The following is a 20,466-nucleotide window of genomic DNA, read 5'->3' on the forward strand; positions in this document are numbered from 1 at the left end:
TTCATGCCATTGCTCCGAGCTGAACCTGCCGGTCGACCAGCAGCCACGTGGTTCGCGCTATCGCCAACACTTCCTGCTCCGAACTCAGCAGAGCGCTCTCGGCAAAGAGCTTGCGGCCCTCCCGCCCGGTCGGCCACGCCACCACCACACCTCGATCTCCGGGACGCGGCCGGCGATCGATCCGTGCTGCCATGCGTCCGAGCAGGGCCGTCTCGTCACCGTTCAATCCCAGGTGACGTGCTGCCACGCTGCAGTAGCCGGTCGGGCAATCGAGAGCGGCCCAGACGAATTCGGGCGCGACATAGCCGTCCTCGCCGGACAGACTGCCATGAGGTACCCAAGAGGCCGCGAACACGACGGGCTTGCACGGCACTTCCCCCGCCTGCAACGGACCTGCGAAGATCCGGAGACCGTCGCCATGGCCGCGCGCGGGGCCGCAGACGAAGCACGTCGGGAGGTTGTGGGTCTGCTCGTCGTAGGGTGTCCTGCCGACCGCAGCTTCGGCCGCCTCGTAGCTCACCCTGGGAATGTCCGGCACATCGACGCCCGCCACACGCGCTGTCGCGAGCAGCCTGCCGTTCTCGCGCAAGTCGATCCCGCCCTCGGCCCCCGTCAGGACGTCGAGCGGCCGCTCCAGCGGCGGCGGCGCGCGCAATGTGACTTCGGCGTTTCCCGCAACGTGCCTTGCGAGACATCCGCAAACATAGCCTCCGTTGCCGGAGTTGGGCGGGCCCCGGAAGCGTCTGTCGATGACCAGCGATACCATTGCGATCTGCGTCCGAGGCGTTCAGCGTCCCATCGCGAAGAACTCGTCATTCGGACGCATGCTGGTGACGTTGGCGAGGCGGTTCGACATGCCGAAGAATGCAGCGATGGCCGCAATGTCCCAGACGTCCTCCTCCGTGAATCCGTGTCCCTTGAGATCCTGGACGTCGGAGTCGTCCACCTCATAGGCTCGCGCCGAGACCTTCATCGCGAAATCGAGCATCGCCCTTTGCCGCGCGGTGATGTCGGCCTTGCGATAGTTGACGGCGACCTGGTCCGCGATCTGCGGATTCTTCGCCCGTACGCGCAGGATGGCGCCGTGTGCGACGACGCAATACTGGCATTGATTGGCGCTGCTGGTCGCGACAACGATCATCTCGCGCTCGGCCTTGGTGATCGGCCCGGGCTTGTCCATCAGAGCGTCGTGATAGGCGAAGAACGCCCGGAACTCGTCAGGACGATGCGCCAGCGTCAGGAAGACGTTGGGGACGAAGCCGGACTTCTCCTGAACCGCCTCGATCCGCGAGCGGATATCCTCGGGGAGTGTCGCGATGTCGGGGACGGGAAAGCGGCTGATGGCGGGCGCAGACATGTTGCAAGCTCCTGTTAGACCGCCGCGAGCGCGACGAGCGTTTCCTGATAGGCCTCGAACGCGTCGCGCCGATCGACGGCGTAGGGCTCGACTCGCACGAGGCAGGTATGGGCCGAGCAGCCCTGGCCGAATTGAGACGTGCCGATGTCGAGCGTGAGCACGTTCGGATTGCCGGCGACCTCGAGCCCGCTATTGCCCGTCGGCGTGAACCAGGCCCCGGTCGGAAGCACCAGCACGCCCCGACGGACCTTGTCGGTGACCTCTGCCGTCGCAAGGCACTCCCCGCGCCCGTTCCAGATGCGGATCGTCTGGCCGTCGGCGAGGCCGAGAGCAGCCGCGTCGTCGGTATGAAGGCGAGCCTGTTCACGGCCATTGCGTTTCATGGCCCGGCTCGATGCGCCGGTCTCGAGCTGACTGTGAAGACGACCGGTCGGCTGGTGCGAGATGAGGTGCATTTGACCGGCGTCGGCGGCATTGCCGAGCCATTCAGCCGGCTCGATCCACGCGGGATGCGGGCGGCAGTCGGCATAATCCAACCTGGCCAGGGTCTCACTGCCGAGCACGATCTTTCCGCTTTCGGTCTTGAGCGCATGCTGCTCCGGCTCGTTGCGGAAGTCGGCCAGGAACGTATGCTCCGTCTTGACCGGGCAGCGGGCATAGCCGGCTTCCCAGAACGCATCGAAATCCGGCATCGCGAAGCCGAAGTGCTCCGAGGCGTCGCTGCGGCAGGCTTCGTAGAGATACCGGACCCAGCCCATTTCGTCTCGGCCTTCGTTGAAGCGATCTGCCACACCGAGCTTGCCTGCAATCGCGTTGAATATCTCGAAGTCGGAACGGGATTCGCCCAGCGGCTCGATCGCCTTCTTCATCGCCAGGATGAAGTCGGAGCGCCTGTTGCCGGCAAGATCGTTGCGCTCGATCGACGTGGTTGCCGGCAGCACGATGTCGGCGCGCTGGGCTGTCGCCGTGAACATCGGGTCCTGTACGATGATCGTTTCGGGCCTCGTCCAGGCTTCCGACAGACGATTGAGGTCCTGATGATGATGGTAGGGATTGCCGCCCGCCCAATAGACCAGCCGCGTATCCGGATAGGTCCGGATCCCGCCTTCATAGCTGAATGGCCTGCCGGGATTGAGCAGCATGTCGCTGATCCGCGCCACCGGGATGAAGCTGTCGATCGGCCTGGTCAGCTGTGAAATAGCTGGAGACCTGCCGAGGTTGAGTGGGGCCCCCACGCCCCCCAGGGAAGCGTAGCCGTAGCCGACGCCGCCGCCAGGCAATCCGATCTGGCCCACAACCGATGCAAGTCCGAGCGCCGCCCAGAACGGCTGTTCGCCGTGATGGGCACGCTGGAGGCTCCAGCTCACGGTCAGCATGCTGCGGGTGTCAACCAGGCGCGTGGCGAGCTCAGCGATCTGCCCCGCATCGAGCCCGCAGATGCTCGCTGCCCATGCGGCGTCCTTGCGTTCGCCATCCGCCTTGCCTCCGAGATAGCCAAGCAGGCGATCCGAACCGCTGGTGCAGCGCGCGAGGAAATCCGTGTCGTGCCGGCCCGCTTTCACGATCTCGCCGGCAAGGCCGAGCATCAGCGCCGTGTCCGTGTTCGGCCGGATCGGCCACCATTCGGCATTGACCCAGTCGGGCAGATCGTCCTTCAGCGGCGAGACATGAATGACCTTGACGCCGCGTTCAACGATTTTTCTGAGATAGGTTTCAAGCCGGTGGCTGCCGATTCCTCCGGCTTCGTTTTGCGCGGTTCGAGGCGACAGGGCACCGAACACCACCAGCGTTTCGGTGTGTTGCGCGATGGTGTCGAGCGTATTGGCGCGACCGCCGCAGGCGTCGTCGCTGCCCAGCGTGTGCCGCAAGATCACGGGACCTGCCGCGATGGAATATGTGTCGACATGCCTGGTGAAGCCGCCAACCAGGTTGAGCATGCGCTTCAGAAGCGATGAGGCATGGTGCAAGCGGCCCGAGTTTGTCCAGCCATACGAGCCCGCGAATATCGACGCATTGCCGAAGCTGCCGGCCACGCGGCGGATTTCATCCGCAACCAGCGTCGTTGCCTCGTCCCAGCTGACTGGCACGAACTTTTCCCGGCCGCGGCCCCGACGATCGCTCTTCTCGCGCTTGTCCAGCCAGCCGGAACGAACCATCGGTCGCAGCACGCGGCGCTCCGGGTTCGCCCATTCGGCGATCGAATGGATGATCGGGGAAGGTGCCGGATCGTGCTCGAACGGCTGCACGCCCACGATACGCTGCCCCTCGACGAGGATCGTGTACGCACCCCAATGGCTGCAGTGCGGTACCCGCTTGATCCTTCTCATGCGTCAACCGTCCCAAGATCGCGCTGCATCTGCGCGGCGAATTCGGGATAGGTCTCGGCGAGCTCGTCGAACACGCGGCCGCGGAGCAGGTCGAGTGTCGCTCGATCCGGCAGCGCTGTCTGCCGCGGCTCGGCGTCATGCTCGAACCGAAAGCCGGTCGCTTGCCTGATTTCCGCAAGATCGTGCCCGGGATGGACACTCTCCAGATGGAATCCCGGTCGCGTCTTGTCGAATCGAAAGAGTCCCTTTCCGGTCAGCAGCGCGATGGGGCCGCCGCTCCGGAAAACTCCGTCCTGGCTGACGCCCGGGGCACTGATGAAGTCCACCTTCTCGACCAAGACGCGCGGCGTATGCTCCTCACGGAACAGGATGACGCGCGGCACGACGAAGTAGAGATAGGCCGATCCGAACGAGCCAGGCCAGCGCACGCTCGAACGCGGATAATCACCAGTCCCGACGAGGTTCACGTTACCGAAGCCGTCGATCTGGCCGCCGCCGAGGAAGAACGCATCGATCCGGCCTTGCCCCGCGCAATCGAACAGCTCCGCCGAACCGTTGGTGAAGAAATTGTGCTCGACAGAGCCGAGGATGGAGATGCGTGGGCCGATGGTACCGCCGGCCTCCTTCATTGCACGCAGCAGCATCGCGCCGGCGGCGGGAATCGGGGAGGACGCCCCGACGGCGACGTGCCTGACGCCGTCGAGCAGCCGCGCGATCGTGCAAATCAGCACTTCGCGAGGGAGAACTCCGGCCATCACGCGGGCTCCATCTGCGCCTCGGCCATATAGGCGGAGAAACCGTCGGCCGTTCGCGCGGCCTTCGCATAGCGTGCGATCTCCGCGCCGTCGGCCGGATACTCGCCCCACAGACCATAGGGCCATGCCCCCTGCGGAGCGCGCGCGACTGCCGTGACGTAGAGCGCCGGCAGCACGCCGGCAGCGCTCAACTCGTCGGCGAGCAGATTTTCCTCGACTATTCGTTCCACCGTGACCAGAACGGTGCGCGAAGCGTAGGCCATGGCGGCAAGCTCGCGGCGCCGCCCGATCCAGACATTGCCGAAGCGATCCGCCATGGGCACGTGGAAGATCGCGACGTCGGGCTTGATGGCGGGAATCAGCACGATCGGATCACCTCCGTCCGCCAGCGGATTGTCGACGACGCGCCAATCGTCGCGATGGCGCAGCAGATCCGTTCCGATCAGCCCGCGAAGCGGCATGAAGGGACTGCCCTTCTGCGCCGCCATGAGGCCCGCATGGATGGCGGGACACGTCGCGTCCTTCAATCGAACCGCGCCTTCCTTGACGGCCGCGTTGAACCGGGGCGCTCCACCCGCTTCGCCCAGCGAGACGGCGCTGGTCTCCACCGTCCGGACCAGACCTGCGCCGACAAGCTGGTCGACCTGCAATCCGCCGGTTGGCACGCAGACGAGATCGAGATCGCCCGCGCCATGCTCGATGATTGGCCGTGTCATGGCCATGGAGACGCCGGCGTAATCGACCGGCAGCGCCACGCGCATGCCCGGCTCGATGTGCTTCGCCATTGCGCGAGGCTCGCTCAACACCATCATCCTCCCCCTGCGTGTGTTCTATATTGTAGAACACTATTCCAAATTATGTTAGGCGGGTTTGGACGGCACTGTCAATCCGGCTTGGTCGGCGAGACCTTTGTTTGCAGAGGTTCACGCTCGTGCAACCGATCGCTGTAGCGTGCCATTGCGCCGTCATCGGACAGCTCGACTTGACAAGGCGGCGCGCCGCGCCAAGAATAATTGGAATAATGTTCTATAATATAGAACAACTGGGAGGAAGAGATGGGTGAGCCCGCGGCTCTGCGCGCAACGCGCTCCAGCGATGTGAACGTTCGGACGTCGCCGACCGGCCGCCTCCGGGAACGCGACGCCATCGGATCGAGCATCGCCGTCCGCGACGCGGTGAAACGATACGGCAGCTTTCACGCGGTCGACCGCATCAGCATCGACATCGAGCCAGGCGAATTCATCACGCTTCTCGGCCCTTCCGGCAGCGGAAAGACGACGCTGCTCAACCTCGTGGCCGGATTCCAGAGCCTCGACAGCGGCGAAATCCTCGTCGACGGCAAGCCCGTCCACAACGTGCCCACCCACAAGCGCGGCTTCGGCATGGTGTTTCAGAGCTACGCGCTGTTTCCGAACATGACGGTGAGTCAGAACGTCGCGTTTCCGCTTCGCATGGCGGGCGTCGACCGGGCGACCGCGGAGCGGCGCGTCGCCGAAACGCTGGAGATCATGCGGCTGACGGAGCATGCGGCGAAATCTCCGTCGCAGATGTCGGGCGGGCAGCAGCAGCGCGTCGCGATCGCCCGCGCCATCGTCAGGAGGCCCAGGGTCGTGCTGATGGACGAACCCCTCAGTGCTCTGGACAGGCGGCTGCGCGAGTCGATCCAGATCGAGATTCGCGACCTTCATCAAACCATCGGCAGCACGATCCTGTTCGTCACGCATGATCAGGGCGAAGCCCTGACCATGAGCGACCGCATTGCGGTGCTGAACGCCGGCAAGATCGTTCAAATCGGACGGCCGCTGGACATCTATCGACATCCGACCGACCGCTTCGTCGCCTCGTTCGTCGGCGAGAGCAATCTGATCGAGGCGGAGATTCTGCAGAAGCGCGGATCGACGCTGACAATGAAGAACCGCGCGGGATACGTGTTCAGCGCTGAGAGCCGGGACACAATCGACGTCGGGCGCGCAACCGTCCTCGTGCGCCCGGAACGCATTGCGGTGTCGAACGAACCAAATGCGAATTCCACGCCCGTCAGCGTCACGTCTGCAATCTTCCTCGGCGAGATCCTGCGGATCGAGGCGCAAATGGAGGGCGGAGAGCCGCTCCTGATCAGGTGTACCGATATGGCCGACCGGCCCCTGCCCGCCGTCGGGGATCGCCTCCACGTGAGCTGGGGCGCCGCGGACTGCTGGGTGCTTGCATGACCTCGGCATCGATCGGCGTCCATGCGGACCGTCCTGCCGAGCTCGATCTCGTCAGGAGGTTGAAGGATCCGGCGCTGCTGCTCCTGCCCGCGCTTGCCTTCCTGGCCTTCATCTATCTCCTCCCGCTGATCGATCTCATCCGTATCAGCGTGAGCGGGCCATCGTGGTCGTCGTATTTTGCACGGGTCTTCGCGATACCGCTCTATTGGGATTCGCTGGTCCGCACGATGCAGATCTCGGTCACCGTCGCGGGCCTGTGCCTGCTGTTCGGATATCCGACTGCGCTGCTCATTCACCGCAGTCGCGGCATTGCCCAGGTGCTGATCGCGACCGCGATCGTGCTGCCCTATTTTATTGCCATCCTGATCCGGACCTACGCCTGGATGGTCCTGCTCGGCCGCAACGGGCCGGTCAACAAGCTGCTGGTTTCGATCGGCATATTGAGCGAGCCGGTGCAGCTTCTCTTCAATCGCGGCACGGTGCTTCTCGGCATGACCGCGGTGCTTCTGCCGCTGATGGTGCTGACGATCTATTCGAGCGTGGCGCGCCTTGATCAAAGCCTGACCCGCGCGGCGCTGGCCAGCGGCGCCGGGCCCATTGCGGCTTTCTGGCGCGTGTTGCTGCCGCTGACCTTGCCCGGAATGGGCGCCGGCTTCCTGCTGGTCTTCGTCGCCGCCATCGGCTTCTTCATTACGCCAACCCTGCTCGGAGGGCCCGGTGACCAGATGTTTGCTATGCATATCACCCAGCAGGCGGACTCGGTCACGTCGGAGGGATTCCTGCAAGCCTTGGGCGTGGTGCTGCTCACGATCACATTGGCGGTGGTCGCGGTGGCCGGACGCTTCCTCGGATTCGAGTTCATTTGGGGCGGTCGCAAGCTGACGGAGGCCGCGCCAAGAGCGACTGACCGTCATGCCGCCGATGTCGGCCGCCGCAGCTTCGGCGCCTCGCTTGCCGACCTCTTCGGTTGGCCGTTGCTGAGGCTGTTCGGGCGCCTGCCGGCGAGCTGTGGGACCTGGACCGTTCGCCTCATGGGCGGCCTGGTCATTGCCATTCTCATCCTGCCGATCATCGTGGTGATGATCATATCCTTCAGCAGCGCAAGCTATCTGACCTTCCCGCCGCCGGGCTTCTCACTGCGCTGGTACGAGCAGTTCTTTTCCGATTCGAACTGGATGCGGGCGTTCTGGACATCCCTGGTCGTCGCGGCGATGTCGGCCGGTATCGCGATCGTGCTGGGCGCGTCGGCGGCGCTCGGCATCGTCAGGAGCAGCATTCGCGGCAAATCCGCCATCATGCTGCTTCTCGTAAGTCCGATCATCGTGCCCCCGGTCGTGCTCGGCCTGTCGCTCTACAGCCTGTTCCTGCGTTTCGATCTCGTCGGCTCCACCTTCGGCCTCGCCGCGGCGCATGCGATCGGCGGCCTTCCCATCGTCGTGGTGATCCTGTCCGCCTCGCTTCAAGGCGTCGATACCAGGCTCGAGCAGGCGGCCGCCGTCCATGGCGCATCCTCTCTGACGGTGTTCCGCCTGGTGACGCTGCCGGCCATCATGCCGGGCCTCGCGGCAGCGACGTTCTTCGCCTTCCTGCACTCGTTCGACGAGTTGGTGCTGACGCTGTTCCTGTCGAGCGCGCAGCTGAAGACGCTTCCACTCATGTTGTGGGGCGACATCAATTATCGGCTCAATCCGGTGCTGGCCGTGGTCTCGACGCTGGAGGTGCTGCTGGTGATCGCCGGGCTCGTCCTTGCACGACCCGTTCTCGCCACGTCGCGGAGGGCAACGTGACACAGACCAATTTCAACTGGAGGAAAGAGAAAATGCTGGGAATGAAACGCTGGCGACTATCGGCTTCCGTATTGGCCTCGGCGCTGTTCGTCGCGACGGGTCTGGCTCAAGCGCAGAACAACGTCGTGATCATGCAGGATCCGGGCGGCGGATATGGCGATGCATTGCGCAAGGTCATGTACGACCCGTTCGAGAAGGAGACCGGCATCAAGGTCGTCACCGTCCAGGAAGCCCGCAGCGGCCCGCGCATCAAGGCGCAAGCCGAAGCCGGCAAAGCGCAATGGGACCTGACCTTCATCTTCGACCAGGAGACGAAGCTGCTCGGCGACTGCTGTCTGGCCGATATCGACTATTCCAAGCTTTCCGAGGCCGCGAAACAAACGCTGGCGGCGATGCCGGACAATCTGAAGCGCAAGAAGGGCGTCGCATTGCAGGTGATCGGCGTCGGCCTCGTCTACAACAAGGACAAGTACAAGGGGGAAAACGTACCGACGAGTTGGGCCGACTTCTGGGACGTGAAGAAATTCCCCGGCCGGCGCTGCATGCCGGCCTGGCCGCGTTTCGTGTTCGAGGCGGCGCTGATGGCCGACGGCGTGGAGAAGAGCAAGCTCTACCCGATCGACGTGGAGCGGGCGCTGAAGAAGGTCAAGGAGATCAAGCCACATATCGCCAAATGGTGGACGACGGCCGCACAGCCGCCGCAACTCCTGCTCGATGGCGAGGCCGACATGTGCATGGCCTACACCGGCTCGATGAGCAAGCTCGCCCTGGAGGGCGCCCCGATCGAGCTGACCTTCAATCAGGGCTTCGTCTACTACGACTTCTTCTCGATACCCAAGGGAGCGCCGAACCACGACAACGCGCTGAAGCTACTTTCCTGGCGGCTCGAGCCCAAGCGTGCGGCGCAGCTCACCTCGACCTTCCCGGTCGCCCTTCCCTCCTCGGTCGTGTTCGCGGCAGCAACCGACAAGAAGCTCGCCCGCTATTGGGCCAACAACCCGGACAACGTCTCGAAAGCAATCGAATGGAGCCCGGATTATTGGGGCGCAGCTTCGCCGGCCGGAAACTCCACCAACGAAGAGTACGGGCAGGAGAAGCTCAACGCCTTGCTGGCCCAATAGGCTGGCTGATCAGCCTCGATCCCGGAGGGATCGGGGCTGATCCCAAACGCGGGCTATTGCTGATCGCGCGGCCATGCTAGATCAAGTGAAAGATCATTCCATTTTGGCTGGTGGATGGATAAGGCTTTTACCAAGGGACTGCGCCTCCTGGAAGCACTTGCTCTAAGCGAGCAGCCCCGCGGGGTCACGGACCTTGCGAGCGAGCTGAAGCTCACCAAAAGCAACGTGCATCGGTTGCTGACGACTTTGCAGTCCCAGGGCTATGTGCGCCAGATTCCCCCGCACAGCACCTACGAGCTCACGACCAAGATCTGGGCGCTCGGCAGCCATGTCATCCATCGGATGGATCTCATCAACGTCGCGCGGCCGGCAATGACGAAGCTTGCCGAGATCACCGGCGAAACCATTCATCTGTCCGTGCTCGAAGATACCGACGTCGTCTACGTCGACAAGATCGAAAGCGCGCACCATATCCGCGCCCATACAAGCGTGGGAATGCGCGCACCCGCTTTCACCATGGCGACAGGGAAGGCGATGCTCGCACATATGCCCGATGACTACCTGGAACGTTTCCGGCCGCATCTCAGGCGCTACACGGAAACGACGCGGACAACGATAGAGGAGCTGCGCGAGGACATCGAGCTGGCACGCGCGCAGGGCTACTCCTCCGTGCTGCATGGCGAGTGGCGAGAGGGCATTGCAGCCTGCGCCTGCGCGATCCTCGGCCGCTCCGGTGAACTCGTTGGAGCGATCGGCATGTCCGGGCCCGATACGCGCGTCAAGCGCAAGCAGATCAAGGAGTACTCGGTTCACGTCATGGAGGCAGCCCGGACCATCGGCGCTGCCCTGGGCTATTCCAACAGACCGCCGCCATATCCTGCCATGCGAAGCGATCCTGCGCCTTCACATCAATCGCGGCGCGCCCCTTGATCTGGCCGGCCACGACGTCCACGGCAGGCTCCGGCAGTACCGACTCAGCGGCTGGCGCCGGCAATGCCGACCAGATGTTGTGCGCGAACCGGTGAGCGTCCAACGCCGAAAGGCGAGCGATCAAGTATTGCGTTGAGGAGGATGCTTTCTCCGCGCAGCGAATGGACGACTGAGAGGGAGCGACCCGCGGCCCGCGCCTTAGAGCAGATCGTACAAGACCGCGGAACATCGCAGCATGGCGCGCCATTCAGAGCAAAACTGCGAACTCCTATGTCATTGAAGTACCGACATAATCCTGCAGCGCGAATTTCCATAGGGGGTCCGTTGCGGGGCCGGCAGGTTCGATCACACAAGCTAGGCTATTCGCCGGGAGCGGTCTGTGTGAGAGGCCGTCGAGGGCGCGGTTAGGATCCTTGCCAAGATCCTCAGCACCGTGATGCCTTCTGGCTCTCTGCTGCGCCCGCTGATTGCGGCTTTGAGGGCGCTGCATCGCAATAAGCCCCACCTCACATGTGCGAGGACAGAGGGAGCAAGCCTCGCCAAGGCGACTGAAACGATCTAAACTTGGTGTCAGCTGTAATGCCCCTGCTGGGCGTTTGGCATGAATTGCGCTCCCACCACGGCTTAGGGAGTGCCGGATGATTGAATTTCTTCGACATGCATTCTTGAGGCGGCCGCGCGCTGCGAGCGCCGCCAGTGCGCGTCTGTGCGAGAGCGCCACGCGGCCCACCTGATTTCGAGGCTGCGCGATGACTTGGGAGACAGCGTATGTCAGATAGAACAACAGCAGAAGTGTCGGAAGCCGAGATCGCGGTCCACTGGCAGGAAGAGAACTACGTCAACCAGCCAGAGAGATTTGTCGCGCAGGCCAACCTTAAAGACAAAACGGTCTTCGATCGATTCAGTCTCGATAACGTCCCGGACTGCTTCAAGGAGTACGCCGATCTTCTTCACTGGTACCGGCCCTGGGACATCACGCTTGATACGAGCAATCCGCCGTTCTGGCGATGGTTCGTCGGCGGCAGGATCAACGCCAGTTACAACTGCGTCGACCGCCATCTCGCCAAATACAAGAACAAGACGGCGATCCACTTCGTCCCCGAGCCGGAGCACGAAGCGATCCAGCACGTCACCTACCAGGAACTCTATGTGCGCGTGAACGAGGTCGCCGCGTTGTTGCGAGATGGCTGCGGTCTTAAGACGGGCGACCGGGTGACGTTGCACATGCCCATGGTGCCGGAGCTTCCGATCACGATGCTCGCCTGCGCCAGGCTCGGGGTCATTCACTCGCAAGTCTTTAGCGGCTTCAGCGGGAAGGCCACGGCAGATCGCATCGTCGATTCCGAAAGCCGTCTGCTGATCACAATGGACGCCTATTGCCGTGGCGGCCAGCTTCTCGATCACAAGGAGAAAGCCGACGTCGCAGTCAGCGAGGCGTTGAAGGAAGGCGTCAAGGTCGAGAAGGTGCTCGTGTGGCAGAGATACCCGGGGCGATATTCAAGCAAAACGCCGCTGGTTGGGGGGCGCGATTTCGTCATGAACGAGATGTTGTCGGCGTATCGGCGGCTCCGGGTCGACCCCGTGGAAATGCGTGCGGAAGATCCGCTGTTCCTGATGTACACCAGCGGCACCACCGGGAGGCCGAAGGGATGTCAGCACTCTACCGGCGGATACCTGTCTTACGTGGCGGGAACGTCGAAGTACATTCAGGACATCCATCCGGAGGATGTCTACTGGTGCATGGCCGATATTGGCTGGATCACGGGTCATTCCTACATCGTCTATGGGCCGCTGGCGCTCGCCGCGTCGTCGGTGGTGTACGAGGGGCTTCCGACCTATCCCGACGCGGGGCGTCCGTGGCGCATCGCCGAAGAGCTCGACGTCAACATCTTTCACACCTCGCCGACAGCGATACGCGCGCTTCGGCGCGCCGGGCCGGACGAGCCGCTGAAGTACAATCACCACTTCAAGCATATGACCACCGTGGGCGAGCCCATCGAACCGGCAGTGTGGAAGTGGTACCACGAGGTCGTTGGCAAGGGCGAGGCGGTCATTGTCGACACCTGGTGGCAAACGGAGAACGGCGGTTTTCTGTGCAGCACGGTGCCGGCTCTTCATCTCATGAAGCCGGGAAGCGCGGGGCCGGGCGTGCCCGGCATTCACCCGATCATCTATGACGAGGCCGGCGCGGAGATTCCACCGCGCTCCGGCCGTGCCGGAAACATCTGCATCCAGAATCCCTGGCCGGGCTCATTTCAGACGATCTGGAAAGACCCCGATCGCTTCGTCCAACAGTATTACGCGCGCTACTGCAAGGACCGAACGAGCCGCGACTGGCGCGATTGGCCGTACATGGCCGGCGACGGCGCTCTGCAGGCGGCCGATGGCTATTATCGCATCCTGGGTCGAATCGACGATGTCATCAACGTGGCCGGGCATAGGCTTGGGACCAAGGAGATCGAGTCCGCGAGCCTCCTTGTCGAGGAGATCGCCGAGGCGGCAGTGGTTCCCGCCAGGGACGAAATCAAAGGCAAGGTCCCTGATCTCTACGTATCCCTAAAGCCCGGGCTCGCCCCCAGCGAAGACATCCGCAAGCGAGTGGAAGACTCCGTGATCCGTGAGATCGGAGCGATCGCTCGCCCGCGCCGTGTCGTGATCGTCCCCGACATGCCGAAGACCCGTTCCGGAAAGATCATGCGCCGCGTTCTCGGGGCGATTTCGAACAACGAGGATGCGGGCGACATCTCGACGCTGGCCAATCCCGAGATCGTCGATGAGATTCGAAAGATGAAATCCTAGCACGCGGTCTTCGCGGCTTGTCCCGCGAAATGCGTCAGACAGAACACGGAGGAGATCGATGGAAACGAACGAAATCATTGAGTGCATCCGGCCGTTGCTCGCAAGGTTCTCCGAGGATGAAGAGGTCGTGCGCCGCTTAGTGACGACAGATGGAACCTTCGACGCACTTTGCCACCAATACGGCCGCGTCGCTGATCTCCTCAAGGTTTACCAGGCGGGAGCTGATCAGGAGGCGGAAATTGAGTGGCTTGAGAAGCGCCGGGCTGCCCTGGAAGAAGAACTGCTGACGCGCGTTGAGGGATATCAGCCGCGGTAGTCGACTCCTGCGAGGCGCGGAGCGCGCAGCAGTCGCGGACGGCGAGACTGAGTGTCCGGCGGACGGCTGCTGGCACGCTTCAGGAGAAGCGGGTTGTGGGAAACCGCAACGCGGGTATCGAGCAACATAGCGCTGCCTGCCGGGGGCGGGATCGTACGATGTCGTAAGAAATCGCGGAAAATCGCAGAATGGCGCGCCAGTCAGAATAAAACTGCGAACTCTTATGCAATTGAAATTGCTATATAACTTCGAAGATATCTTCCACCTCATGTGATCCGCGCCCCTCTCATGGCATCCAGGCGCCGTCGCTACGACTGCAAACGCAAAACTTCATTCATCCAATTTCTGGCTCAGTTCAGGATTGAGCTTGTTCCGATCGACAGACTGATAGAACGTGATGGGTCTGCATTTTCCGTCGAAATCCGCGAGGACGATGGCCGTCCACGGACTCGTGGTCTCGCCCGAACTGTCGCGGAACTCCGGCATGACCTTGCGAGCGGCGATCACATACCAAGCGCGACCAGCCGCTGCGGCCTTCGCCGCCGCAGCGAACTCATCCAATATTCCGCGCAGATTCTTGCGCATTTCTTCTTCAGTGTCCCCGCGGAGGTATTTTCGAGACGACTTTCCCGCCTCTCCATACTCGTGATGAATGTTCAACTGCAGTCGGGCATCGTCCACTTCGATCTTGGTCACCCGTATCGCCGCTCCGCCTTCGCGAAGATAGTCTCGCACCCGGACGTCGCAGGTCAGGAATCTGTCCGCAGGGGGTTGAGCGGCGCTAGCTGCAGGGGGCACCGCGGCAAGTGCCCGGGTGTTCTTTTTTCGGGAAGCAGCATCCGCAGGCATCGTGGCGATGGCGGCGCTGAGGAGCGCCGCGGCAAGCACAATTGGAAAAGGGGCGTTCATGGGTGCGCTGCCAATTCGGTGTTTCCAAAACGCACTGACCGAAGCGTTGGTTCCGAGGCGCGGCCAGGTCGGAGCGGTGCTGAAGGCCTGGCGAAGCGACGGGGCAGCTCGGGAACTTTTTCCTCGAAACAGCCTTGTTTAACATTGTTTTACAAGAAGGGACCTCACGGAGCGGTTTTTGACCGGCGGCAGGTCATGGACTCGATTTTCATCAAGATCTTCGCCACGGCACTTGCCTTCAGCCAGGTCACCACCCGGCCGGATGGGGTTAAGACGGAGTTTGATGCGGTGCGTGACCGCTCCGAGGTGGCGGAGCTTTTGAGTGCGGGCTGCGCCCACATGCGCAAGGCTTTCGATATTGAGGACATCAACCTGGATGATCTGATTGCCACTGCCATGGACGACAAGGAGGCGTTGAGCAGCGAGATCAAAGCACTCAAAGGACTGAATTTGGCCGACCTCCACGTGGCCTACAGGCAGTTCTGCAAGGTCGAAAAAATCGAAGAATCTCCGGTCGATCTTGGTCAGGTCATCGACTTCTACAACAACGCGGTCAAGGATCTGCCCGACGCCGTGCAGCTTAAGCACCTCAGGCTTCCTGGCACCAGCGTGGTCCTCGACAGCAAGAGCGAGCGTGTTGCTGAGATTTACCTGCCGAACAATCGCCGCATCTGGGTCAAGCTTGCGGATATCCCAGAGGCGGTGCGCAACGCATTCATCGCCGCCGAGGACAAGCGTTTCTTCCAACACGCCGGCATTGACGAGCGCGGGCTGGTCCGCGCCTTCATCGGCAACTTCGCCCATCCTGGCCGGCCGCAGGGCGGCTCGACCATTACGCAGCAGGTCGCCAAGAACCTGCTCGTGGGAAACGACATCACTTACGAAAGAAAACTGCGCGAAATGATCGTTGCCTCGCGGATGGAGCGCGTCCTGACCAAGGCGGAAATCCTCGAGCTCTATCTCAACTCGATTTATCTCGGTCGCGGCGCCTGGGGCATCGAGATGGCGGCGCGCAGCTATTTCGGCAAGCCAGCCAAGGCGCTCTCCGCCGTCGAGGGCGCGCTGCTCGCCGGGCTCGCCAAGGGACCGAACTACTTCAACCCCGACCACCACCCTGAGCGCGCGCGCGAGCGCCTTGCCTACGTGCTGGGCCGCATGCAGGACGGCGCCATGATCGACGCCGCCGCGGGGCAAGCAGTATTGCCGCAACTCGTCGAGTACCGGCCGACGCGACGCGACTTCGGCTTTCACTTCGTCGATCACATCGCCCGCGAGGCAAAGGCGGTCGCCGGCCTCGATACTCTCACCGATTCCTCCTACACGGTGCGCTCGACCGTCAACTCGGCCTTGCAGCGCGTAGTCGAGGCAACATTGCAGGAGGGGCTCGCGCGGTACGAGCTGAACACCGGTCGTTACAAATTTGAGGGACCCGAGGCGAACATTTCCGATGCTGTCCGTCAAATTGGGGCAGACCTGAGAGCCACGGAACCGGTGTGGTTGGTGGCGTTGAAGGCGACGCGGCTACCTCTCTATGACGTTCACTGGGAATCGGCGGTCGTCCTGGAGTATACGCGTGGCAAGCGCGGCGATGCGATCAAGGTCGGTCTGGCCGACGGAAGCATCCTGCCGCTGAACACCTGGAACGCCACGATCCGGCGCGGCCTCAAGCCGTATGACGTGGTCTACGTGCAGGTGCGAGAAGCCAAAGGCAAGCAAGCGGCGGGTGCCGATCTGCGCGTTCGACCGACCGTGCAGGGAGCGGCGCTCGTACTCGAGAACGAAACCGGCCGCGTTCTCGCGATGGCGGGCGGGTTTTCGTATCCGGCAAGCCAGCTCAATCGCGTCGCCCAGAGCCTGCGGCAACCCGGCTCCACTTTGAAGCCGCTGACCTACCTCGCCGCCCTTCGGAAAGGATTGCAGCCCAACACGCTGGTGATGGATGAACCCATTACGCTGGCGCCGATCGGCACGACGGTCTCCGCGCAGCGCGGTTTCTGGTCGCCGAGGAACTACGACGGCGGCGCTTCGGGCGCTATTACGCTGCGGCGTGCGCTGGAAAACTCCCGGAATCTCGCCACCGCGCAACTGCTCGCGACCGGTCTCGACGACAGCGCCGAGCGAGGCCTCGACCGGGTCTGCGAGCTCGCGATGGAAGCGCAGCTCTACAAAGAATGCATGCGCTACTACCCGTTCGTGCTCGGCGCCCAAACTGTGCGCCTGGTCGACCTTGCGGCGTTCTATGCAGCGATCGCCAACGAAGGCGCACGGCCCCAGCCCCATGCGATCGAAACGATCGAACAAGACGGCCGCGCAATCTACCGGCACGATCCGCATGCGGTGGACTGGATCGGCTCCGCCGACCGAGCATCGTTTTACCAATTGAAATCAATGCTGCAGGGCGTGCTCGCGCGCGGAACCGCACACGCGGTCAAGCATCTCTCGCCCTATGTCGGCGGCAAGACTGGCACCACTGATAATTGGGCCGATGCCTGGTTCGTCGGTTTCACAAATGACGTCACCGTCGCCATCTGGGTCGGCTACGACAACGGCGACGGCGGACGCCGTACCCTCGGGCAAGGCCAGACCGGAGCGAAAGTGGCGCTGCCGATGTTCGAGCCGATCGTGCAGGCAGCCTGGGGGCTGCACGCTCCCAAGACGGCATTGAACGGCCCTTCGCGCGAAGCCATGCGTCAACTCGTTGCTCTGTCGATCGATCCCTATACCGGCAATCCTGCACCGGCCGGCTCCGGGCGCGCTTTCACCGAGTACCTCAAGAGGGATCCGTCGGGTAGAATCGATGATACGCAATTTCGGATCGTCTCGCGTGGAGAAAGCCACGCCTATCGTGGCGGTTATGACGAAGACGACGGGCCATTCCAGCAGTGGTCGAACGACAACCGCCTTTACGGCGATGCTCGGCCGCCCTTTCCATTCCCGACTTGGCGTCATGGTCCGCGCGAATATCCCTCCTGGCGCGGATATCCCGATGACGAGGACCGCCTCCCGCGACCGCCGTCCCGAGTCGATCCCGATTATTTCTGGCGACGGCTGAATTGAGCATTGACGTCCATGAGACTCCACCGTGCCGCTGTCCTCATCGCCGCCTGGGTGGCCGCTTGCACGGGCGCGGCCGCGCAGGAATTCCAGCTCGAGGACGTGCCCGCAGCCGCCAGCGTTCCGATCGCACAGATCAAACCGCGCACCGTCATCTTCGCCGACCAACGCAACGACAAGCTCGCCGACCCCTCGACCGGGCTCATCCCTTTCGACGATTGGGCCCGCTCACGCCCGGTTCAGCGGCGCTTCCTCTCGCCCTTCCCGGGCTTCGTTGAGCCCGCGCTCAACCAACAAACGAAGCTGAAGCTTTCGGTCTACCAGGCGGAAGCGCGGTTTCGACTTCCAAGACCGGCAGCCGCATTGGATCTGTCGCGGTATACGAATATCGCGCTCCTCGAGCAGATCGATCCGGCGATCAAGCACTGGACGATCACGGCGGCCGATGCTGTTCCCAACAAGGACGCGGGCGCCGCGCACAACCGTCCGCCGGATCGCCGCTGGTGCGAGGACGCGAAGGCGATCTGCGCGCAGTCCCGTTACAGGTTCGAAGGGAAAATTCCGCAGGGCATTCAGCTTGCCAACAAGCTGCGCGAGGAAACCAAAAAGCCGATTCCGGATTTCATCGAGTTCCAGAGTGAGATAACGTTGGTCACGCAGCCGCACCTCGCCGAGCTGCCGATGCTGACAGGGCTCGACTCCACAGTCACCGGCGCACTCGAGCAGAACATCTTTTGGGTCAACCAGGTTATCCAGTTCGGCAAGCTGCTTGCGATTCTGCAACAGCATCCGACCGAGCGGGAAGCCGCCATCGCGACGGTCTTCATCCTGGTTGCGGTCAGGAACGACGTGCTGAACAAGCAAAGGGAGTACAGCAATACACCCATGCTGCGGAATCTCGTGCCCGCGCAACTGCTCATGGGCAACAGCTCCTTCAACAGCGGCGATTCACTGAGTGCCGGCCTGCCGAAATACGCCAGAAGCCGCATCAAGGCGATCGCCAACATGATGGAGCGGGATGGACGCCATTAGATGGACAGATCGCGTTCGCAGTCGATAGGCGTCGAAAAACCCGCGAACTGGCAAACAGTCACCCAGGTAGGGGCAAGACTCCTACCCACCACCGCGTGCAAGATCACTCGATCAAGGGGATGGCATTCCCGATCGGGACTCCATCGCAAAATATCGCGGAATATCGTAACTGGCGCTCCCTAGGGGAATCGAACCCCTGTTTCAGCCTTGAGAGGGCCGCGTCCTAACCGCTAGACGAAGGGAGCGTGAGGGAGAGGACATAGCCGCGAATTCCGCCGGCGGCAAGCTGCGATTGAGGGTTTCATACGTCCCTTCTGCGCCGTCGTCGCCGCGAAAACGGACTCATTGCCCCCGAATGGTCGTGGTCAAGGCAAATCGGGGCCGCCAATCGAGCGAATTGACCACCTCACGGCTCATTGGCAAATTTCAGCTTTCCGGCCGGCTTCAGCGTGTGGGCGTCGAAGGTGCGGATTTCGATGACGCCGCCGACATCCAGCGTGATCACGAGGCGGTCGCCGGCGACCCCGGTCGAGACGATCCTGGCGCCCTTCGGCAGGGTGGCGGTGACGTCGCCCACCGCCTCGGGCGCCCTTCCCTCGGACTTGAAAAGGCGGTAGCCCACCGCGATCAGCACGGCGCAGATCGCCAGCGCCGTGGTCAACCCCGCGATCAGCATCATCCGCCGCACCCGCGCGAACAGCGCGGCCTGCTCGGGGGTCGGTTCGGGAACAGCGGTATCAGACGTCGTCATGGAAAGCTCTGGGTCAGCGCAAAGGTTGGAGGTCGTGGTCGCCGGCGACGAGGGTTCGTCCCGGCTCGACCGCGTGCTGGCGGCGCACCTCACCGACCTGTCGCGATCGCGGCTCAAAGCCCTGATTTTGGCGGGCGCAGTCCACCTGAAGGCGGCCGAGATCCGCGACCCCGCTTATCACGTCGCATCCGGCGATACGATCATAATCGACGTGCCGGAGGCGGCGCCCGCCGAGCCCAAGGGCGAGGATATCGCCCTCGATATCGTGTTTGAGGACGACGACATCGTCGTCCTCAACAAGCCCAAGGGGCTGGTGGTGCACCCCGCGGCCGGGCACGAGACCGGCACGCTGGTGAACGCGCTGATCGCCCATTGCGGCGCTTCGCTCTCGGGCATCGGCGGGGTGCGCCGGCCCGGCATCGTGCACCGGCTCGACAAGGACACCACCGGGCTGATGGTGGTCGCCAAGAACGACCTCGCCCATGCCTCGCTGACCGCCCAATTCGCCGACCACGGCCGCACCGGCGCGATGCGGCGCGGCTACATGGCCTTTGCCTGGGGCGTGCCGAACCGCCATCGCGGCACGGTGGACGCGCCGATCGACCGCCATCCGCATGCGCGGGAGAAGATGGCGGTGCGCCAGGGCGGCCGCGAGGCGGTGACGCATTGGGAAATCCTGGAGAGTTTTAACGGGCGCGACGGCAAGCCGGTGGCCGCCCTGCTCGCCTGCGAGCTCGAGACCGGCCGCACCCATCAGATCCGCGTCCACCTCGCCCATATCGGCCACCCGCTGATGGGCGATGCCGTCTATGGACCGCATTTCAAGACCAAGTCCAACCAGCTCGGTCCTGAGGCGCAGGCCGTTTTGGCGGCGCTTGGGCGGCAAGCCTTACATGCTTACCTGCTGGTATTCGAGCACCCGAGGACGGGAGAACTTCTGCACTGGGAGGCGCCTCTGCCGGAGGATTTGCTTCTCCTTCAAAGCGCCCTCAAAGCGGCGCTATGACGCAGGCCCTTTGAGAAAAGCGTTACATTACAAAAAGTTATAGCTGCCACACGGGGACGTGACGTCAGCAATCCTTCCCTTTTTGACCCCCGATGGGGTATATTGCGCGTGC

Annotated in this window: 16 protein-coding genes and 1 tRNA gene; 9 read left to right on the forward strand and 8 right to left on the reverse strand. The window is 63.0% G+C overall.

All coding sequences use genetic code 11. The features are described 5' to 3' along the window. Position 1: 1 nt before the first annotated feature. Genes CVM73_RS20845 through CVM73_RS20865 form a run of 5 tightly spaced genes read right to left on the reverse strand, consistent with a single transcriptional unit; the run spans position 2 to position 5,248 of the window. The gene (locus tag CVM73_RS20845; RefSeq protein ID WP_100233748.1) at positions 2 to 766 is read right to left on the reverse strand and encodes a hotdog family protein; all 765 of its coding nucleotides are present in this window, start codon (positions 764 to 766) and stop codon (positions 2 to 4) included. 21 nt (positions 767 to 787) lie between these two features. Beyond that, positions 788 to 1,357 carry a peroxidase-related enzyme gene (locus CVM73_RS20850; protein ID WP_100233749.1) on the reverse strand — a complete coding sequence of 190 codons (570 nt, stop codon included), beginning with the start codon at positions 1,355 to 1,357 and terminating at the stop codon, positions 788 to 790. 14 nt (positions 1,358 to 1,371) lie between these two features. Further along, positions 1,372 to 3,684, reverse strand: a complete 2,313-nt coding sequence (locus tag CVM73_RS20855; protein WP_100233750.1) for a molybdopterin-dependent oxidoreductase — start codon at positions 3,682 to 3,684, stop codon at positions 1,372 to 1,374. After that, positions 3,681 to 4,439, reverse strand: a complete 759-nt coding sequence (locus CVM73_RS20860) for a CoA transferase (protein ID WP_100233751.1) — start codon at positions 4,437 to 4,439, stop codon at positions 3,681 to 3,683. The genes CVM73_RS20855 and CVM73_RS20860 overlap by 4 nt, the downstream gene beginning before the upstream one ends. Beyond that, positions 4,439 to 5,248, reverse strand: a complete 810-nt coding sequence (locus CVM73_RS20865; RefSeq protein WP_208639232.1) for a CoA transferase subunit A — start codon at positions 5,246 to 5,248, stop codon at positions 4,439 to 4,441. Before CVM73_RS20865 ends, CVM73_RS20860 begins: the two co-directional genes overlap by 1 nt. Positions 5,249 to 5,494: 246 nt before the next feature. Here CVM73_RS20865 and CVM73_RS20870 point away from each other — a divergent pair, with 246 nt between their 5' ends. The 6 genes from CVM73_RS20870 to CVM73_RS20895 all read left to right on the forward strand — a co-directional run bounded on the left by CVM73_RS20870 (position 5,495) and on the right by CVM73_RS20895 (position 13,602). After that, positions 5,495 to 6,649, forward strand: coding sequence for an ABC transporter ATP-binding protein (locus CVM73_RS20870; RefSeq protein WP_100233752.1), 1,155 nt, complete (start codon positions 5,495 to 5,497; stop codon positions 6,647 to 6,649). Further along, positions 6,646 to 8,436 (forward strand): ABC transporter permease subunit, encoded by a 1,791-nt coding sequence (locus CVM73_RS20875; RefSeq protein ID WP_100233753.1) that lies wholly within the window; start codon positions 6,646 to 6,648, stop codon positions 8,434 to 8,436. The genes CVM73_RS20870 and CVM73_RS20875 overlap by 4 nt, the downstream gene beginning before the upstream one ends. A 32-nt stretch (positions 8,437 to 8,468) precedes the next feature. Next, positions 8,469 to 9,557, forward strand: a complete 1,089-nt coding sequence (locus CVM73_RS20880; RefSeq protein ID WP_100233754.1) for an extracellular solute-binding protein — start codon at positions 8,469 to 8,471, stop codon at positions 9,555 to 9,557. Positions 9,558 to 9,671: 114 nt separating this feature from the next. Further along, a complete protein-coding gene (locus tag CVM73_RS20885; RefSeq protein WP_100233755.1) occupies positions 9,672 to 10,487 on the forward strand; it encodes an IclR family transcriptional regulator in 816 nt (271 codons plus the stop codon). A gap of 768 nt (positions 10,488 to 11,255) precedes the next feature. Next, a complete protein-coding gene (gene acs, locus CVM73_RS20890; protein ID WP_100233756.1) occupies positions 11,256 to 13,286 on the forward strand; it encodes an acetate--CoA ligase in 2,031 nt (676 codons plus the stop codon). Between the two features lie 58 nt (positions 13,287 to 13,344). Next, positions 13,345 to 13,602, forward strand: coding sequence for a hypothetical protein (locus CVM73_RS20895; protein ID WP_100233757.1), 258 nt, complete (start codon positions 13,345 to 13,347; stop codon positions 13,600 to 13,602). Between the two features lie 330 nt (positions 13,603 to 13,932). On the opposite strand, the gene CVM73_RS20900 is transcribed toward CVM73_RS20895, so the two are convergent. Further along, positions 13,933 to 14,511: a hypothetical protein gene (locus CVM73_RS20900; protein WP_100233758.1), complete on the reverse strand. Its 579-nt coding sequence runs from the start codon at positions 14,509 to 14,511 to the stop codon at positions 13,933 to 13,935. A 195-nt stretch (positions 14,512 to 14,706) separates the two neighbouring features. On the opposite strand from CVM73_RS20900, the gene CVM73_RS20905 reads away from it, so the two are divergent. Together CVM73_RS20905 and CVM73_RS20910 are read left to right on the forward strand one after the other, a co-directional pair. Next, a complete protein-coding gene (locus CVM73_RS20905; RefSeq protein WP_100233759.1) occupies positions 14,707 to 17,568 on the forward strand; it encodes a penicillin-binding protein 1A in 2,862 nt (953 codons plus the stop codon). Between the two features lie 99 nt (positions 17,569 to 17,667). Then, positions 17,668 to 18,597 (forward strand): hypothetical protein, encoded by a 930-nt coding sequence (locus tag CVM73_RS20910; protein ID WP_245452384.1) that lies wholly within the window; start codon positions 17,668 to 17,670, stop codon positions 18,595 to 18,597. 170 nt (positions 18,598 to 18,767) lie between these two features. Here CVM73_RS20910 and CVM73_RS20915 read toward each other — a convergent pair. Beyond that, positions 18,768 to 18,842 (reverse strand) — tRNA-Glu (locus CVM73_RS20915). Between the two features lie 161 nt (positions 18,843 to 19,003). Continuing rightward, on the reverse strand, positions 19,004 to 19,348 hold the full coding sequence (locus CVM73_RS20920; protein WP_100233761.1) for a hypothetical protein: 345 nt from the start codon (positions 19,346 to 19,348) through the stop codon (positions 19,004 to 19,006). Between CVM73_RS20920 and CVM73_RS20925 the strand changes: the two genes are divergently transcribed. After that, a complete protein-coding gene (locus CVM73_RS20925) occupies positions 19,347 to 20,354 on the forward strand; it encodes an RluA family pseudouridine synthase (protein ID WP_100233762.1) in 1,008 nt (335 codons plus the stop codon). The genes CVM73_RS20920 and CVM73_RS20925 overlap by 2 nt on opposite strands. The last annotated feature ends 112 nt before the right edge of the window (positions 20,355 to 20,466 follow it).

This window comes from Bradyrhizobium forestalis (genome assembly GCF_002795245.1).
In the GTDB taxonomy this organism is placed as follows: Bacteria; Pseudomonadota; Alphaproteobacteria; order Rhizobiales; family Xanthobacteraceae; genus Bradyrhizobium; species Bradyrhizobium forestalis.

What these genes read in the sequence shown, in the direction of transcription:
- CVM73_RS20855 (WP_100233750.1), bottom strand. Translation starts at nt 3,684, where the DNA reads ATGAGAAGGATCAAGCGGGTACCGCACTGCAGCCATTGGGGTGCGTAC.
- CVM73_RS20850 (WP_100233749.1), bottom strand. Translation starts at nt 1,357, where the DNA reads ATGTCTGCGCCCGCCATCAGCCGCTTTCCCGTCCCCGACATCGCGACA.
- CVM73_RS20880 (WP_100233754.1), top strand. Translation starts at nt 8,469, where the DNA reads ATGCTGGGAATGAAACGCTGGCGACTATCGGCTTCCGTATTGGCCTCG.
- CVM73_RS20905 (WP_100233759.1), top strand. Translation starts at nt 14,707, where the DNA reads ATGGACTCGATTTTCATCAAGATCTTCGCCACGGCACTTGCCTTCAGC.
- CVM73_RS20845 (WP_100233748.1), bottom strand. Translation starts at nt 766, where the DNA reads ATGGTATCGCTGGTCATCGACAGACGCTTCCGGGGCCCGCCCAACTCC.
- CVM73_RS20895 (WP_100233757.1), top strand. Translation starts at nt 13,345, where the DNA reads ATGGAAACGAACGAAATCATTGAGTGCATCCGGCCGTTGCTCGCAAGG.
- CVM73_RS20900 (WP_100233758.1), bottom strand. Translation starts at nt 14,511, where the DNA reads ATGAACGCCCCTTTTCCAATTGTGCTTGCCGCGGCGCTCCTCAGCGCC.
- CVM73_RS20870 (WP_100233752.1), top strand. Translation starts at nt 5,495, where the DNA reads ATGGGTGAGCCCGCGGCTCTGCGCGCAACGCGCTCCAGCGATGTGAAC.
- CVM73_RS20860 (WP_100233751.1), bottom strand. Translation starts at nt 4,439, where the DNA reads ATGGCCGGAGTTCTCCCTCGCGAAGTGCTGATTTGCACGATCGCGCGG.
- CVM73_RS20925 (WP_100233762.1), top strand. Translation starts at nt 19,347, where the DNA reads ATGGAAAGCTCTGGGTCAGCGCAAAGGTTGGAGGTCGTGGTCGCCGGC.
- CVM73_RS20920 (WP_100233761.1), bottom strand. Translation starts at nt 19,348, where the DNA reads ATGACGACGTCTGATACCGCTGTTCCCGAACCGACCCCCGAGCAGGCC.
- acs (WP_100233756.1), top strand. Translation starts at nt 11,256, where the DNA reads ATGTCAGATAGAACAACAGCAGAAGTGTCGGAAGCCGAGATCGCGGTC.
- CVM73_RS20875 (WP_100233753.1), top strand. Translation starts at nt 6,646, where the DNA reads ATGACCTCGGCATCGATCGGCGTCCATGCGGACCGTCCTGCCGAGCTC.
- CVM73_RS20865 (WP_208639232.1), bottom strand. Translation starts at nt 5,248, where the DNA reads ATGGTGTTGAGCGAGCCTCGCGCAATGGCGAAGCACATCGAGCCGGGC.
- CVM73_RS20885 (WP_100233755.1), top strand. Translation starts at nt 9,672, where the DNA reads ATGGATAAGGCTTTTACCAAGGGACTGCGCCTCCTGGAAGCACTTGCT.